The organism is Sphingobium olei, assembly GCF_042678845.1.
Taxonomy (GTDB): domain Bacteria; phylum Pseudomonadota; class Alphaproteobacteria; order Sphingomonadales; family Sphingomonadaceae; genus Sphingobium; species Sphingobium olei.
On sequence record NZ_JBHTLS010000126.1, the window covers coordinates 12,753 to 28,195 of the forward strand.

General features: G+C 65.7%; 15 protein-coding genes. 5 read left to right on the top strand and 10 right to left on the bottom strand.

Annotated elements, in window-relative coordinates; genetic code table 11:
• Positions 1 to 74: 74 nt before the first annotated feature.
• Entirely contained in the window at positions 75 to 338 is a 264-nt protein-coding gene (locus tag ACFQ24_RS11965) for an FAD assembly factor SdhE (protein WP_380911468.1), read from the bottom strand.
• Between the two features lie 144 nt (positions 339 to 482).
• On the opposite strand from ACFQ24_RS11965, the gene recG reads away from it, so the two are divergent.
• Positions 483 to 2,546 carry an ATP-dependent DNA helicase RecG gene (gene recG, locus ACFQ24_RS11970; RefSeq protein WP_380911470.1) on the top strand — a complete coding sequence of 688 codons (2,064 nt, stop codon included), beginning with the start codon at positions 483 to 485 and terminating at the stop codon, positions 2,544 to 2,546.
• A gap of 7 nt (positions 2,547 to 2,553) precedes the next feature.
• On the opposite strand, the gene ACFQ24_RS11975 is transcribed toward recG, so the two are convergent.
• From ACFQ24_RS11975 to cyoA, 7 genes are read right to left on the bottom strand one after another with little or no spacing between them, the layout of a single operon-like run.
• Positions 2,554 to 3,087, bottom strand: a complete 534-nt coding sequence (locus ACFQ24_RS11975; RefSeq protein ID WP_380911472.1) for a response regulator transcription factor — start codon at positions 3,085 to 3,087, stop codon at positions 2,554 to 2,556.
• A complete protein-coding gene (locus ACFQ24_RS11980) occupies positions 3,077 to 4,414 on the bottom strand; it encodes an ATP-binding protein (RefSeq protein ID WP_380911474.1) in 1,338 nt (445 codons plus the stop codon). The genes ACFQ24_RS11975 and ACFQ24_RS11980 overlap by 11 nt, the downstream gene beginning before the upstream one ends.
• The gene (locus ACFQ24_RS11985) at positions 4,411 to 5,124 is read right to left on the bottom strand and encodes an SURF1 family protein (protein WP_380911476.1); all 714 of its coding nucleotides are present in this window, start codon (positions 5,122 to 5,124) and stop codon (positions 4,411 to 4,413) included. Before ACFQ24_RS11985 ends, ACFQ24_RS11980 begins: the two co-directional genes overlap by 4 nt.
• Complete coding sequence (gene cyoD, locus ACFQ24_RS11990) at positions 5,121 to 5,561, bottom strand: cytochrome o ubiquinol oxidase subunit IV (RefSeq protein ID WP_380911478.1); 441 nt, start codon at positions 5,559 to 5,561, stop codon at positions 5,121 to 5,123. The genes ACFQ24_RS11985 and cyoD overlap by 4 nt, the downstream gene beginning before the upstream one ends.
• A complete protein-coding gene (gene cyoC, locus ACFQ24_RS11995) occupies positions 5,558 to 6,181 on the bottom strand; it encodes a cytochrome o ubiquinol oxidase subunit III (protein WP_380911480.1) in 624 nt (207 codons plus the stop codon). The genes cyoD and cyoC overlap by 4 nt, the downstream gene beginning before the upstream one ends.
• Before the next feature lie 5 nt (positions 6,182 to 6,186).
• A complete protein-coding gene (gene cyoB / locus ACFQ24_RS12000) occupies positions 6,187 to 8,163 on the bottom strand; it encodes a cytochrome o ubiquinol oxidase subunit I (RefSeq protein WP_380911632.1) in 1,977 nt (658 codons plus the stop codon).
• Between the two features lie 21 nt (positions 8,164 to 8,184).
• The gene (gene cyoA, locus ACFQ24_RS12005) at positions 8,185 to 9,300 is read right to left on the bottom strand and encodes a ubiquinol oxidase subunit II (RefSeq protein ID WP_380911482.1); all 1,116 of its coding nucleotides are present in this window, start codon (positions 9,298 to 9,300) and stop codon (positions 8,185 to 8,187) included.
• 187 nt (positions 9,301 to 9,487) lie between these two features.
• On the opposite strand from cyoA, the gene ACFQ24_RS12010 reads away from it, so the two are divergent.
• Positions 9,488 to 10,819 carry an MFS transporter gene (locus ACFQ24_RS12010; protein ID WP_380911484.1) on the top strand — a complete coding sequence of 444 codons (1,332 nt, stop codon included), beginning with the start codon at positions 9,488 to 9,490 and terminating at the stop codon, positions 10,817 to 10,819.
• Here ACFQ24_RS12010 and ACFQ24_RS12015 read toward each other — a convergent pair.
• Both ACFQ24_RS12015 and ACFQ24_RS12020 read right to left on the bottom strand, forming a co-directional pair.
• Positions 10,816 to 11,691, bottom strand: a complete 876-nt coding sequence (locus ACFQ24_RS12015) for a glycosyltransferase (RefSeq protein ID WP_380911486.1) — start codon at positions 11,689 to 11,691, stop codon at positions 10,816 to 10,818. The genes ACFQ24_RS12010 and ACFQ24_RS12015 overlap by 4 nt on opposite strands.
• 4 nt (positions 11,692 to 11,695) lie before the next feature.
• Positions 11,696 to 12,967: an ammonium transporter gene (locus ACFQ24_RS12020; RefSeq protein WP_380911488.1), complete on the bottom strand. Its 1,272-nt coding sequence runs from the start codon at positions 12,965 to 12,967 to the stop codon at positions 11,696 to 11,698.
• 443 nt (positions 12,968 to 13,410) lie between these two features.
• Here ACFQ24_RS12020 and ACFQ24_RS12025 point away from each other — a divergent pair, with 443 nt between their 5' ends.
• The 3 genes from ACFQ24_RS12025 to ACFQ24_RS12035 all read left to right on the top strand — a co-directional run bounded on the left by ACFQ24_RS12025 (position 13,411) and on the right by ACFQ24_RS12035 (position 15,431).
• Positions 13,411 to 13,704 (top strand): hypothetical protein, encoded by a 294-nt coding sequence (locus ACFQ24_RS12025; protein ID WP_380911490.1) that lies wholly within the window; start codon positions 13,411 to 13,413, stop codon positions 13,702 to 13,704.
• Between the two features lie 207 nt (positions 13,705 to 13,911).
• Positions 13,912 to 14,613: an NAD-dependent deacylase gene (locus tag ACFQ24_RS12030; protein WP_380911492.1), complete on the top strand. Its 702-nt coding sequence runs from the start codon at positions 13,912 to 13,914 to the stop codon at positions 14,611 to 14,613.
• 65 nt (positions 14,614 to 14,678) lie between these two features.
• A complete protein-coding gene (locus ACFQ24_RS12035; RefSeq protein WP_380911494.1) occupies positions 14,679 to 15,431 on the top strand; it encodes a class I SAM-dependent methyltransferase in 753 nt (250 codons plus the stop codon).
• Positions 15,432 to 15,443: the final 12 nt, after the last annotated feature.

Here is a 15,443-nt window from a genome sequence, read left to right on the forward strand (position 1 = left end):
GAATCCATCTCCCATACCTTGCAATATTGGGCTTGCGCCGGAGATGGATCCCCGCCTTCGCGGGGATGACAGAACTACACGATCTTCACGAAATCGAGCTTGAGGAAGCGGTCCATCATTGGGCCTTGCCATTCTTCAGGCACCGGGATCGTGCCCAGCGCCCAACCCATGATGTCTGCATCCTGCTCTTCCATGAAGCGTTCGAACCAGGCGCTCTCCTCTTCGTTCCATGTCGCATGATAGCGGTCGAAGAAGCCGCCGACGGTATAGTCTGCCTCCCGCGTGCCGCGATGCCAGGCGCGGAACTTCATGCGGCGAATCTCGGGATTGTCGTTCACAATTTGTTCCTTTAACGGGCATGAGCAGCCCAGCCAATCGGGTGTTTGAAGGACCGTCCCGGCTGGCGTCATCTGTTGTCGCATTTTCCGAGGCAGCGACCGTTCCGGCCGCTTCGAAAATGCTCTAGAGCGGCTCAGATAGACATGCGACCCGATATTCTCAATCCGCTCTTTGCCGAAATATCCCTGTTCAAGGGGGTGGGGCCGACGCTTGCGCGGCCGTTGGAGCGGCTGGGCCTCGCGCGGGCGGTGGATGTCGCGTTCCATCTGCCGGTGAGCTGGGTGGATCGGAAGCTGACCGACGAACTGGACATGGCCGACGCCGGGCGGGTGATCGGCATCATGCTGACGCCGGTCGATTATCGCGCCAGCGGGAGCGCGCGCGCGCCGTTCCGGGTGCAGGCGGTGGACGGGCGGGGCAATGGCGTTTCCCTCGTCTATTTCGGGAAGAACAGCGGCTGGCCGCGCAAGCTGCTGCCGCTCAATGAACCCAAATTCGTGTCGGGCAAGCTGGAGGCCTATGGCGAGAATCTCCAGATCGTGCATCCCGACCATGTGCTGCCGCCCGAGGAAGTGGGAACCGTGCCGGCGCGCGAGTCGGTTTATGGCCTGTCGGAGGGGCTGACCAACAACCGGATGCGCGATCTGGCGGCACAGGCGCTTGGCCGTGCGCCCGAACTACCCGAATGGATCGAGCCGAGCCTGATCGGGCAGAAGGGCTGGCCGAACTGGCGCGAGGCGCTGGGGCGGGTCCATGCCGATCCGTCGGATGCCAAGGCGCGCGAGCGGCTGGCCTATGACGAGATTTTCGCAGGGCAACTGGCGCTGATGCTGGTGCGGCAATCGTCGCGGCGCAGGCGCGGCGTGCCGATCGAGGGAGACGGTCGGTTGCGTGCGATGCTGAAGCTGCCCTTTGCGCCGACGGGCGCGCAGCGGCGGGCGATAGGCGAGATCGAGGGCGACATGGCGCAGGCGACGCCGATGCTGCGCCTGCTGCAGGGGGATGTGGGATCGGGAAAGACGCTGGTGGCGCTGATGGCGCTGCTGAACGCGGTCGAGGCGGGGATGCAGGGGGCGATGCTGGCGCCCACCGAAATATTGGCGCGGCAGCATTTCGAGACGCTGCGCAAGATGGCGATCGGCCTGCCGGTGGAGATTGCGATCCTGACGGGGCGCGAGAAGGGCAAGGTGCGCGAGGCGACCTTGATGGGACTGGCGGACGGGAGCATCGACATCCTCGTCGGCACCCACGCCATCTTTCAGGAGGCGGTGCAGTATAAGCGGCTGGGCCTGGCCGTGATCGACGAGCAGCACCGTTTTGGCGTGGCGCAGCGGATGATGCTGGCGAACAAGGCGGAGCGCGCGCCGCACCTGCTGGTGATGACGGCGACGCCGATCCCCCGCACGCTCACGCTGACCTATTATGGCGAGATGGACGTGTCGCGGCTGGACGAGATGCCGCCGGGCCGCCAGCCGATCCAGACGCTGGTCATGTCGGCGAGCCGGCTGGACGAGGTGGTGGACGCGCTTGCCCGCCATGTGGAGGGCGGGGGGCAGGCCTATTGGGTGTGCCCGCTGGTCGAGGAAAGCGAGACGAGCGATCAGGCTGCGGCGGAGGCGCGGGCGGAATCCTTGAAGCTGCGTTTCGGGGAGCGGGTGGGGCTGGTCCACGGGCGGATGAAAGGGCCGGAGAAGGACGCTGCGATGGAGGCCTTCGCCGCCAATCGGACGCAGATATTGGTGGCGACGACCGTGATCGAGGTCGGCGTCGATGTGCCCAACAGCAGCCTTATCATCATCGAGGGGGCGGACCGATTTGGCCTGGCGCAATTGCACCAACTGCGCGGCCGGGTGGGGCGGGGGGACAAGCCGTCCGTATGCATATTGCTGCGGGGGAATGCGTTGAGCGAAACTTCGCGAACTCGGTTGGCGCTGATGCGCGATACCAACGACGGGTTCCGAATTGCGGAAGCCGATCTTGAACTGCGCGGGGCCGGCGAAGTGCTGGGGACTCGCCAGTCGGGCGATGCGCAGCTGAAGCTCGCCACGCCCGAGCATGTGGCGGCGCTGGTGGATGCGGCGCGGGACGATGCGCATCTGCTGATCGAGCGGGACGGGGGGCTGGACAGCGCGCGGGGGCAGGCGGCGCGGACATGCCTGTACCTGTTCGAGAAGGATGCGGCGGTCGGGCTGCTGCGCGGCGGCTGAGGCCTGCCTATCCGACCTGCCGCTTGGCGAGCTTTCGCGCCAGCGTGCGGCGGTGCATCCCCAGCCGGCGGGCGGCTTCGGATATGTTGAAGTCGCTGTCCTTCAGCACTTCGTGGATATGTTCCCACTCCAGCGTCTTGATGGAGGTGGGACGGGGCGCGAGCGGCGTGTCGGGATTACCCGCGCCGCGCGCGAAGGCGGCCTCTATGTCGTCGGTATTGGACGGCTTGGCGAGATAGTTGGTCGCGCCGAGCTTGATCGCCTCCACCGCCGTCGCGATGCTGGCGAAGCCGGTCAGGACGACGATCAGCATGGCAGGATCATGGGCGTGCAGCGCCTGCACGCAGGCAAGGCCGGACTGCGGCCCGAGTTTCAGGTCTACGACGGCGTGGCCGAACGATCCGCCGGCGAGCAGCGCCTGCACGCCTTCAAGGCTGTCGGCCAGCGCGACCTCATATCCGCGCCGCTCGAAGGATCGTTTCAGCGTGCGGGCGAACGCCTCGTCATCCTCGACGATTAGCAGCCGCTTGTCATGCGCCATCCTTGTCCTCCTCCAGGGCGAGCGTGGCGAAGGGCAGGCGAAGCTGCACCATCGCGCCGCCGTCCGCGCCGTTGCTGGCATCCACCCGCCCGCCGAGCTTGCGCGCGACGTTGAAGACGAGGAAGAGGCCGAGACCCCCGCCCTGCCGGCCCTTGCTGGACCGGTAGGGCTTGCCGACATCGGCCAGCATGTCCGGGCTGAACCCCCGCCCATTGTCGCGCACCGTGATATGGAGCCACTGGCTGTCCCGGCTCACCATCATGTTGACATAGGTTGCGCCCGCTTCGCGCGCATTGTCCAGCAGGTTGGTGACGGCCTGGCGGATCACCGGGTCCGCGATGATGCGCGGATAATCGTGCGGACCGAAATCGCAGCGCAGCGGCATCCCCGGATTGGCGGCGCGCCAGTCCTGCGCGATCCGTTCGATGAAGTGGCGGACATCGGTGACTTCGGGCGCTTCGCCGCGCGCCTCGCCCGCCGACATGAGCACGCCGGTCAGGATCGACTTGCAGCGGCGGACGGCGGCTTCCATCTCCTCCACCTCCTCGATCAGGGCGGGGTTGCCCGCGATCTGAGGCATGTGGCGCCAGTCGCCCAGCACCACGGCGAGCTGCGCGAGCGGCGTGCCCAGTTCATGCGCCGCGCCCGATGCGAGCAGGCCCATGCGGACGATATGCTCCTCCTCCGCCGCCTGCTGGCGCAGCCGCGCGAGGTGGGATTCGCGTTCCTGGATGTTGCGGTTGATCGGCGTCATGAACAGCACCAGCAGCACCGCGACCATGGTGAGGCAGACCCATGTGCCGACGATGTGGAGGTCGAAAAGGTGGCCCTCCAGCGCGCCGCTGAGATAGAGGGGGCGATGGACGAACGCCAGAATCGCTGCGCAGGCGGTGGAGACGGCGACGATGCCCCACACGCTCCAGCGGTGAAGCAGCACCGCGCCCAGCGCCACCTGCACCAGATAGAGCGAGAGGAAGGGATTGGTCGCGCCGCCCGACAGGTAAAGCTGCGTCGTCAGCGCCAGCACATCGAACAGCAGCGCCAGGAACAATTCGGCATGGGTGATGTCGGTGCGGCGGCGCAGGATCATCAGGCTGCCGACATTCATCAGCGCGGCGATGCAGGGCACGACCAGCATGGACCCCAATGGCAGCGTTATGCCCATGGCGAAATGGGTGAGCAGGATCGTCGCGACCTGACCCGCGATCGCCAGCCAGCGCAACTGCACCAGCAGCGCCATGTTGCGGCGACCGGCGGCGTCCGCCGGCCACTGGGCCGGCAGCCAGCGCAGCGGGCGGGGCCGGGGCTGGTTTCGGGCAGTCTTCACCTGTCGGCGTCCTTGGCGGTCCGGCGCAGGACCAGGCTATAGCCCGCGAGCGTCATCGCCGCCATCGCGAACCAGGTGATCGCATATTGCAGGTGATTGTTCGGGAAGCGCACGACCGTGAGGCCGCCTATCGGATAGCCGGAGGACGGGCTGGCTTGCGCGTCGATGAAATAGTTGCCAGCGTCCATGCCACGGCTACGGGCGATGGCGGCGACGTCGCGCGAATACCAGCGGTCGGCGGCGGGATCGTTGCTGCGCAGGAAGCCGCCGCCCGGTTCGGACAGGCGCAAAAGGCCGGTCACGCGCACGCTGCCCGCCGGCCGGTCATAGGCCGTGCGGCGGCTAGGAACGAAGCCGCGATTGACGAGGATGATGCTGCCGTCGGGGCGGCGCATGGGCGCGAGCAGCCAGAAGCCGGGGCCTCGAACGGTGGACGCCTGGACCAGCGCGGCCTTGTCGTTGAGGAAGATGCCGCTGGTGGTGACGCGGCGATATTCGTCGGCCTTGGTCGCGCTGTCGGGTGGAGGGACGGGGGCGGCGTGGATGCGGGCATCGACCCGGGCGATCAGGTCGCGTTTCCAGCCGAGGCGCTGCACCTGCCAGACGCCGAGCGCCGTAAAGCCGGAAAAGAGGAGAAGGGCGATCGACGTCAGGCCGATCAGGAAGGCCGGGGAACGCCGGCGGCGCTCCCCGGACCCTGCGGATGTCACGGCATCTCGCTCATATTGCTCATGGTGCGCATTTCCTGCGTCGATCCCATGTCCATGTTCATGTCGCCCATATCCTGCTGCGCGTGGGGCATCATGTTGCTGTTGAGGTGATACATGACCCACATGGAGCCTGACAGGGTGATGACGACCAGCACCAGGGTCAGCATCATCGCCATGAACGACCAGCCGCCCTCGACCCGCGTGTTCATGTGCAGGAAGTAGATCATGTGGACCACGACCTGCACGGCGGCGAAGGCCATGATGACGAAGCCGGTGAGGCGCGGATCGCCCAGCACGCCGGACATGACGAGCCAGAAGGGGATGGCCGTCAGGATCACCGACAGGCCGAAACCGATCATATAGCTGCCGAAGCTGCCATGCGCGCCTTCATCATGATGTTCTTCATGGTGGCCGTGGCTGTGGACTGCGTCGCTCACCGCAGGACTCCCATCAGATAGACAAAGGTGAAGACGCCGATCCAGATGACGTCGAGGAAGTGCCAGAACATGCTGAGGCACATGAGGCGGCGCTTGTTGGCGGGGATGAGGCCCTTGCGCGCGACCTGCACCATCAGCGTCACGAGCCAGATCGAGCCGAAGGTGACGTGCAGCCCGTGCGTGCCGACCAGCGTGAAGAAGGCGGAAAGGAAGGCGCTGCGCTGCGGCCCCGCGCCCTCATGGATCAGGTGCGCGAATTCATAGAGTTCGATCGACAGGAATGCGCCGCCGAAGAGCAAGGTGACGAACAGCCATCCCTGCGTCGCGCTGGCCCGGTTCTTCTCCATCGCCAGCATGGCGAAGCCATAGGTGATGGACGAGAAGAGCAGCATCGCGGTGTTCACCGCCACCAGCGGCAGGTCGAACAGATCCTTCGGCCCCGGCCCGCCGGCATAGTTGCCGCCCAGCACCGCATAGGTGGCGAAGAGGATGGCGAAGATGAGGCAGTCGCTCATCAGGTACATCCAGAAGCCCAGCATGGTGCTGTGGCCTTCGTGGAGGTGCGGTTCTTCCGGCAGATGGTAGGACCGGGGGTCCGTGGATGCAGTCACGCTGCTCATATCAGTCAGGCTCCCGCCGCGAGGGCGCGCGTGCGCGCTTCCTCGGTGCGCGTCACGACATCCGCGGGGATGTAGAAGTCGCGCTTGTAGTTGAAGGTGTGGCCGATGGCGACCGCGATCATGCCGATGAAGCTCAGGCCCGCGAGCCACCAGATATACCAGATCAGGCTGAAGCCGCAGAGCGTGGCGAGGGCGGCGAGGATGACGCCCGCGCCTGTGCTGCTGGGCATATGGATCGGCTGGAAGCCGGTCGTCGGACGCTGGTAGCCGTTCCGCTTCATGTCCGCCCAGGTGTCGCCGTCATAGACGACGGGCGTGAAGGCGAAATTATATTCCGGCGGGGGCGAGCTGGTCGCCCATTCCAGCGTGCGGCCGTTCCAGGGATCGCCCGACAGGTCACGCAGCTCGTTCCGCTTCCAGATGGAGACGGCGAACTGGATCAGCATCGCGCCGATGCCGGCCGCGATGGTGACGGCACCGATGGCGGCGATGACGAACCAGATCTGGAGCGAGGGGTCGTCGAACACCCGCATCCGGCGGGTCACGCCCATCAGGCCCATGACGTAGAGCGGGCCGAAGGCGAGCCAGAAGCCAACATTCCAGCACCAGAAGCTGACATGCCCCCAGAACTGGTTCAGCTTGTAGCCGAACGCCTTGGGCCACCAATAGTTGATCGCCGCGAACAGGCCGAACAGCACGCCGCCGATGATCACATTGTGGAAGTGCGCGATCAGGAACAGCGAATTGTGCAGCACGAAGTCGGCGGGCGGCACCGCGAGCAGCACGCCGGTCATGCCGCCGATGGTGAAGGTCAGCATGAAGGCGACCGTCCACATCATCGGCAGCTCGAACCGCACCCGGCCGCGATACATGGTGAACAGCCAGTTGAAGAGCTTCGCCCCCGTCGGGATCGAGATGATCATCGTCGTGATGCCGAAGAAGCTGTTGACGCTGGCACCCGACCCCATGGTGAAGAAGTGGTGCAGCCACACGAGGTAGGAGAGCACCATGATGCAGCAGGTCGCGTAGACCATCGAGGTGTAGCCGAAGAGGCGCTTGTTCGAGAAGGTCGAGGTGACTTCGGAGAAGACGCCGAACAGCGGCAGGATGAGGATGTAGACTTCCGGGTGGCCCCAGATCCAGATGAGGTTCACGTACATCATCGGGTTGCCGCCGAAGTCGTTCGTGAAGAAGTTGGTGCCGGCGTAGCGATCCAGCGAGAGCAGGACCAGCGTCGCCGTCAGGATCGGGAAGGAGGCGACGATCAGGACGTTGGCGCAGAGCGAGGTCCAGGTGAACACCGGCATCTTCATGAGGGACATGCCCGGCGCGCGCATCTTGATGATGGTCGCGATCAGGTTGATGCCCGACAATGTCGTGCCGACGCCCGCCACCTGCAGCGCCCAGATATAATAGTCGACGCCCGTCGCCGGGCTGTAGTCGATGCCCGACAGCGGCGGATAAGCGAGCCAGCCGGTCTGCGCGAATTCACCCAGGAACAGCGAAGCCATCACCAGCACCGCGCCGCCCGTCGTCATCCAGAAGGAGAAATTGTTGAGGAACGGGAAGCTGACGTCGCGCGCGCCGATCTGGAGCGGGACGATATAGTTCATGAGGCCGGTGATGAAGGGCATCGCCACGAAGAAGATCATGATGACGCCGTGGGCGGTGAACACCTGGTCATAATGGTGGGCGTTGAGATACCCTTCCGACCCGTTGAAGGCGATCGCCTGCTGAAGGCGCATCATGATGGCGTCGGCAAAGCCGCGCAGGAACATGACGAGGCCCAGCACCATGTACATGATGCCGATCTTCTTGTGATCGACGCTGGTGAACCATTCCTTCCAGAGATAGCCCCAGAGCTTGAAATAGGTGAGCGCCGCGACCAGCGCCACGCCGCCCAGCACCACCGCGCCGAACGTCGCGACGACGATGGGCTCGTGCCAGGGGAAGGCGTCCCAGGTCAGGCGACCGAAGATCATCTGTGCTGTCGTCATGTCTCTTTACCGATGCTGGGCGTGCGCGTCAGCGCCGCCGTGAGAGCTGTGGTCCATCGCGGGCGCCTTCGCGCCGGGCGCGTCGGGGGCGGTTTCCTGCCCCTTATTCTGGTCGGTCTGTTCGATCACATGGCTTTCCGGGAAGTCATATTGCAGCCCCTGGGTGTCATGCGCGGATTCCTTGCCCGCGCCGCCCATCATGTCGACATGCATCAACTCGCCCATGCAGCGCTGGCCGGGCCGGGGGCAGAGGTTGACGACCGCGTCGAACAGCTTGGGGTCGGCGGCGGTGAAATAGGCGACCGGGGCCTTCTCGCTGGGCTTGGCGAGCGAGAGATAGAGGGTGCGGTCGAGCGGCACCTTGCTCGCCCGGACCAGCGCGACCCACTTGTCGAAGCCGGCCCGGTCCATCGCCTGATAGTTGAAACGCATATGGGTGAAGCCCGCGCCCGAATAGTTGGCGGACAGGCCCTTGCCGGACGCGGGCCGGTTGGCGACGGCGTTCAGCTGCGTCTTCATGCCCGGCATGGCGTAGATCTGCCCCGCCAGTTCGGGCACGTAGAAGCTGTTCATCACGGTCGATGCGGTGATGTCGAAGCGTACGGGCACGTTGGTCGGCACCGCCAGTTCGTTGACGGTGGCGATGCCCAGCTCGGGATAGATGAACAGCCATTTCCAGTCGAGCGCGACCACCTGCACCACCAGCGGTTTCGCCTTGGGATCGATCGCGGTCTTCGCGTCGATGCGGTCGAGCGGGCGGTAGGGGTCCAGCTTGTGCGTGCTGACCCATGTCAGCGCGCCCAGGCAGATGATGATGAGCAGCGGCGCCGACCAGATCAGCAGTTCCAGCTTCGTGCTGTGATCCCAGTCCGGATCATAGTCCTTTTCCGTGGCCTGGTTGCTGGCGCGATAGCGGATCGCGAACCAGACGACCATCGCCATCACCGGCAGCACGATGAGCAGCATCAGCGCGGTCGAGATCAGGATCAGGTCGCGTTGTTGCAGCGCAATATCGCCGGAGGGGTTCATCACGACCCAGTTGCACCCCGCGAGGGGTGCCGCCAGAATCGGGGCCGACCAGCGCAAAAGCCTGATCCGGTTGGGAGAGAATGGCTGAGACATGGCGCGCGCCTATCCTGTCTTCCGGGAGTCGGCCAGTGGGCAATTTGTCCCATTCTGTGCGGACGCAAAAATTATTACGGGGGTGGGATACTGCTTAGACTCTGGCGGTTTTCTGTTATGTTGCCTTTTCCTGGCCGCTGGCAGACGAGTAAACCGCGTCGGCGGCCCAGCCAAGGAGCGGATGCCTATGAGTTCTGGGGCCATTGCCTTCACCTCCACGCCACTTGAGGATGACGCGCGCAAGATCAACGCGCGTGACCATGCGATTGCGCCGGGTGATATTTCCATCGGTGTGATCATCGGTCGCACCTCCGAATTCTTCGATTTCTTCGTCTATGCCATCGCGTCGGTGATCGTGTTCCCCAGCCTGGTCTTCCCCTATGTGGATGCCCTGACCGGTACGCTCTATTCCTTCGCCATCTTCTCCGTGGCCTTCATCGCCCGCCCGATCGGATCGCTGGTCTTCATGGCGATCGACCGCCGCTATGGCCGCGGCACGAAGCTGACCGGCGCGTTGTTCCTGCTGGGCAGTTCGACCGTGGCGATCGCCTTCCTACCGGGTTACGAGACGATTGGCCATTATGCTGCATTAGTGCTGGTCATCCTGCGCGCCGCGCAGGGGATCGCGCTGGGCGGCACATGGGACGGGCTCGCGTCGCTGCTGTCGCTCAACGCGCCGCAGCACCAGCGCGGCTGGTATGCGATGGTGCCGCAGCTCGGCGCGCCGCTGGCGCTGCTGGTGGCAAGCGGGCTGTTCGCCTTCTTCCTGCTCAACCTGTCGCCGGAGGATTTCATCAGCTGGGGCTGGCGCTATCCCTTCTTCGTGGCGTTCGCGATCAACGTGGTGGCGCTGTTCGCGCGGCTGCGCATCGTGGTGACGAACGAGTTTGCGCGTCTGTTCGAGCAGCGTGACCTGGTGCCCTCGCCGGTGCTGCCGACCGTGAAGGCGGAGGGGCGCAACATCATCATCGGCGCGTTCGCCCCGCTGGCGAGCTTCGCGCTGTTCCACATGGTGACGGTGTTCCCCCTGAGCTGGATCGCGCTCTATACCAACCAGCCGATCGAGCGGTTCCTGATCATCGAGATGATCGGCGCGTCCGTGGGTTTGCTGGCGATCGTGGTGTCCGGTTTCATCGCCGACCAGATCGGCCGGCGTTCGCTGCTCGGCTGGTCGGCGGGCGGCATCGCGGTGTTCAGCGTGATGGCGCCGCTGCTGCTGAACGGCGGCGACCTGGGCGAAGTGGCGTTCATGATCCTGGGCTTCATGCTGCTCGGCCTTGCCTTCGGCCAGTCGTCGGGTGTGGTGGCGTCCAACTTCGCGACGGAGGCGCGCTATACCAGTTCGGCGCTGACGTCCGACCTTGCCTGGCTGGTCGGTGCGGGCTTCGCTCCGCTGGTCGCGCTGCTGCTGTCGGTGAAGTTCGGGCTGGCGGCGTCGGGCGTTTACCTGCTGTCGGGCGCGGTGGCGACGATGATCGCGCTGTACGTCAACAAGGAACTGGCGGGCCGGGACCGTTAACCGGCCGCTTTGCGCATCCGCGCCAGTGCCTTCCGGTCGAACCAGCCGGTGAGGCCTGGGCGGGGGCGCCAGCGGGGCAGCCATTCGCCATAGAGGCTTGAAAGGCGCGCGGGGAGCCCATCCGGCCCCTCGCGCGTCATGATGTCGGACAGGATGCGGTTCTGGAAGAAGCGCACCGAATAGCTGATGAGCCGCCGATATTGCATGACCCAGCTGGCAGGGCGGAGCAGGCTGACCTGTTCGCACAGGAAGCCCGCGCCGTCGCAGGCCAACACCCGGTCATGCACCCAATGGCTGTCCGCCTGAAGACCGGTGTGCGCGAGGCTGGCCACCAGCCCGTCGTCGCCGATCAGGTCTTCGGGCAGGCGCAGCCCCCGGTCGCGGATCGCTGCGACGAAACGTCCCGACAGGGCGTAAAGATCGCCGAATAGCCCGCCCTCGGCGCGCAGCCCGGCTTGGTAGGTGGCCGCCATCCGCCCGTTCATCGGCAGTCCGGCAGCGGCGTTGGCGGCGGGATGCGCGGCAAGATCGGCCGCCAGCGCGTCGATCGATCCGGCGACGATCTCCGCGTCGCCGTCCATGAAGATGACGGCGCTTTCCCCGCCGGTCAGCAGGTGGTGGACGGCGTGGTTCCAGGTGCGCGACTTACCGCCCTGCGCGATGTCGTGGACGATGACATTGGCGCGCCCGCCAGCCGCAGCCCGCGCGCGCTCTGCGGTCGCGTCGGTGGTGCCGTTCACCAGCACATGGAAGACGGTATCGGGTCGGTCGAGCGGCAGCGAGGCGAGGCAGCGGCCGATCCGGCGTTCCTCCTGATGCGCGAAGATGGCGACGGCTACGGAGGCCAGAGCGAGGGGCGGTTCGGCCGTCATCGGATCAGCGGAAATCCCAGCTTTGCTGGCCGTGCTGGGCGGCGTCGAGGCCCTCCGCCTCGGCCTCCGGGCTGACGCGCATGGGGATGAGGAGCGACACCATCAGCGCGGCGATGGCGCTGCCGACCAGCGCCCAGAGCGCGATGACGGCAAGGCCGATGCCTTGAGCGGCAAGCGCGCCCAAAAGGCTGACATTCTGTTCGAAGCCGACGCCGCCCAGCATCGGCAGCGCGAAGACCGGCAGGAGCAGAGCGCCGGCCGCGCCGCCCACGCCGTGGATGACGAAGATTTGCGCGGCATCGTCCACCCATTTGCCGGTGGCCAAGGCAGCGAGGCGGCAGAGGATCGCGGCGATGGCGCCGATCAGCATCGCGCCGCCAGTCCCTATGAGAGCGGCGGAGGCGGAGATGGCGGCGATGCCGGCCAGCGCGCCGGACAGGATGCCGGTGGCGCTGCTGCGACGGGCAAGCACGCGGTCGAGCAGAGCCCACAGGAGCGCGCCGGCGCAGGCGGCGAAATGATGGTTGAGAATGGCGGTCGCGGCGTCATCCGTCGCGCCGAGCGCCCAGCCGCCGACCGCGCCGGACAGGCCGATCCACAGCAGCGCGCCGCCGGTGAGGGCAAGCAGCGGGGCGTGGCCCGGCTGCGTCCGTTCGCGGCGACTGCCGACGATGAGCGCGAGTGCGAGGGCGGAAAATCCGGCCGTGGCATGGTCGGTCAGCCCACCGGCGAAATCCATGACGCCCAGCTCCGCCAGCCAGCCGCCTCCCCAGACGGCATGGACGACCGGCGCATAGACGATGAGCAGCCAGAGCGGGGCGAAGGCGAGCCACCAGCCGATCGCGGTCCGCTCCGCCACTGCCCCCACCATCAGCCCGGCGGCGAGCAGGGCAAGGGCGAGCTGAAACAGGACGAAGGCGGATTCCGGCACGGTCAGCCCGTCGCGCAGTGCCCCGAGATTGGCGAGCATCAGGTTCGCGCCGCCGCCCAGCCAACTATCGCCTGGCGCATAGGCAAGGCTGTAGCCTGCGACGGCCCACGCGAGCGAGACGGTTCCCGCCACGGCGGCGACCTGCGCCGCGACGGACAGGGCGCTGCGCACATTCACCTGGCCCGCAAAGCGCAGCATCAGTCCCGGTAGCGCAGCGAAAAGCAGCAGCAGGGCACAGAGGATCATCCAGCCGGTGTCGCCGCTGTCCGCGGCCGCCACCTGCGCGACGGCGGGCTGCGGGTTCGCCACCGCAAGGAACAGCAGCAGGGCATGGGGAAAGCGCATGAAATTCCGTTCGCTTATGATCTTTGCCGCGGGCTTAGCCGATGGGCGGTAAAGTTTTCGATAAGCATGGGGCGAATGCTTTGGCTGAAATGCGACAGGTGAAGTTCATACCATCGTGACGTTGAAAATGCGTCGGACGCGCTCGCGAGGCGCTTGCTTTGCGCGCGTGACGCGATTGGGAGGTGACGGAGACGCGACACTCGCGCCACGGTTGCGCTTCGGTGGCGCGACAGGAAGGCGACAGGGGGCAAGCGGGTTGCTGTGGCAGAAGGATGTGACGGGGCATAGATCCCTTGGATCAGAGGCTGCACGATTAGGAAAGGTGTGGGTTCGAGGGAGGAAGCGGGATGCCGGGTCGAGCCCGGCATGGCGGGGGTGAGGGGGGCGAAGGCGTTCGAGGCCTTGAGGTGCGGACGATGATTTCATCATTTGCGGAGTTGGTCATGGAATGCCAGACTGAGCCGATGGCTATCACCGGCAAGACCCTAAACGTTCTGGCTGCGATCATCTGGGGCTTAGCATTTTTCGTCATCCTGCTATTTCAAGGAAGATCATCCGGCCACATTCGGCCCGTGGATGTTGCTTTTATGGGCGCTCTGCTAGCCATCATCGGATTGGCGCTTTGGTGCGCGTTTGCAGGCTCACGACAACCTGAATGGTTCCGCGTCACCAGCGGACTTGTCCTGCTTGCGACAGGGATAGCGTTCTGGTTCGTGGTAGCGGCAGCAAGCGGCTAGATGTGGAGGCGGCCTACTTGGGCGAACAAATGACTCCTGAGAAACCTTGCCTCTTGCGTCATGCTGAACTTGTTTCAGCATCCATCTCCCCTCAAACCCGACGATTGATCCGGCGGGATGGACCCTGAAACAAGTTCAGGGTGACGATTGTGGCGATGGCGGGGGCAGGCCATTCCCGCCCTCCTCTTACATCGCTATCTTCGCGGCATGACTCGGGACATTCACAACATCGTCATCCTGACCGGCGCGGGGGTTTCGGCGGAGAGTGGCCTCGCGACCTTTCGCGGGCCGGACGGGTTGTGGGAGGGGCACAGGGTCGAGGATGTGTGCACGCCCGAGGCGCTGGCGCGGGACCGGGCGCTGGTGCATCGTTTCTATGACGAGCGGCGAGCGAAGCTGGGCGAGGTGGCACCCAATGCCGCGCATGAGGCGCTGGCGGCGCTCGACCGGGCGTGGGACGGCGAATTGCTGATCGTGACGCAGAATGTCGACGACCTGCACGAGCGGGCCGGGGCGAAGCGGTTGATCCACATGCATGGCGAACTGAAATCGGCGCTGTGCGCCGCGTGCGGGAAAGCGGTGCCGTGGGACGCGGCGCTGCCGCCGGGCAGCGTGTGCGACGGGTGCGGCAAGCCCGCGCTGCGGCCGGACATCGTGTTCTTTGGCGAGATGCCCTATCGGATGGACGAGATCGACGATGCGCTGGGGCAAGCCGACCTGTTCGTGTCGATCGGCACGTCGGGCGCGGTCTATCCCGCCGCCGGCTTCGTGCAGACGGCGCGGCATCATGGCGCGCGCACGCTGGAACTGAACCTCGATCCGTCTGCGGGGAGCTTCTATTTCCATGAAAGCCGGCTTGGTCCCGCGAGCCTGCTGGTGCCGGCACTGGTGCGGGAGCTGCTGGCATAAGCGCTCGCAAAATGCGCGGCTTATAGTATAGCGCGGGCCATGAGCATGGCGCAGCGGAGCATCGGGTGATTACTGTCCAGCGGGTGGCGAAGGCCGCCGGCAAGCATTTGACGAAGGGGCTGCTGAAGCTCCGCAAGGCGATGGGTGCGCGCCGCAATCGCGGCTGTCCGGCGTGCGGCGCGACCGTGGTCGGCTTCTTCCGCTATGGCGACAATGGCGAGTGGGGATGCCCCGAATGCAACGCGTCGCCGCGCGAACGGCTGATGAACTGGCTGATCGGTGAGGGGCGGCTGAGCGTGCCGGCGGACGGCGCGGTGCTGCATGTCGCGCCCAATGAGGCGAGCCTCGTGCGCCGTTTTTCTGTGGCGGCCGACTATGTGCCCGCCGACCTGCATCCGGAGATCTATCCGGTGCCCGGAATGCAGCGGATCGACCTGATGGAGATGGCGGACGAGGACCGGTACGACCTGTTCTACGCCAGCCATGTGATGGAGCATGTGCCCGATGACGGTGCCGTGCTGCGCAACATCCACCGCGCGCTGAAGCCGGGCGGGGAGGCGTGGCTGATCGTGCCGCTGTGGGAGAAGCCGACCGAGGACGGCAGTTTCGCCATGTCCCCGCGCGAGCGTGAGCGGCGCTTTGGCCAATGGGACCATGTGCGCCAATATGGACCCGACTTCGCCGACCGCATTCGCGCGGCGGGCTTTGATCTGGAGGAGATCGACGCAGCCTCCATCGACCCGGATGTGCGCCATTTCCACGCGCTGGACGACCGGCTGTTCCGCGCGCGCAAGCCGGCGGGAGCCGCGCGCGAGTGAGCCGCCGGGGGG

Coding starts and splice junctions, on each gene's coding strand:
- cyoB (WP_380911632.1), bottom strand. CDS start 8,163: ATGATCTTCGGTCGCCTGACCTGGGACGCCTTCCCCTGGCACGAGCCC.
- recG (WP_380911470.1), top strand. CDS start 483: ATGCGACCCGATATTCTCAATCCGCTCTTTGCCGAAATATCCCTGTTC.
- ACFQ24_RS11975 (WP_380911472.1), bottom strand. CDS start 3,087: ATGGCGCATGACAAGCGGCTGCTAATCGTCGAGGATGACGAGGCGTTC.
- ACFQ24_RS12015 (WP_380911486.1), bottom strand. CDS start 11,691: ATGACGGCCGAACCGCCCCTCGCTCTGGCCTCCGTAGCCGTCGCCATC.
- ACFQ24_RS12010 (WP_380911484.1), top strand. CDS start 9,488: ATGAGTTCTGGGGCCATTGCCTTCACCTCCACGCCACTTGAGGATGAC.
- cyoA (WP_380911482.1), bottom strand. CDS start 9,300: ATGTCTCAGCCATTCTCTCCCAACCGGATCAGGCTTTTGCGCTGGTCG.
- ACFQ24_RS12030 (WP_380911492.1), top strand. CDS start 13,912: ATGACTCGGGACATTCACAACATCGTCATCCTGACCGGCGCGGGGGTT.
- cyoC (WP_380911480.1), bottom strand. CDS start 6,181: ATGAGCAGCGTGACTGCATCCACGGACCCCCGGTCCTACCATCTGCCG.
- ACFQ24_RS12025 (WP_380911490.1), top strand. CDS start 13,411: ATGGAATGCCAGACTGAGCCGATGGCTATCACCGGCAAGACCCTAAAC.
- ACFQ24_RS12020 (WP_380911488.1), bottom strand. CDS start 12,967: ATGCGCTTTCCCCATGCCCTGCTGCTGTTCCTTGCGGTGGCGAACCCG.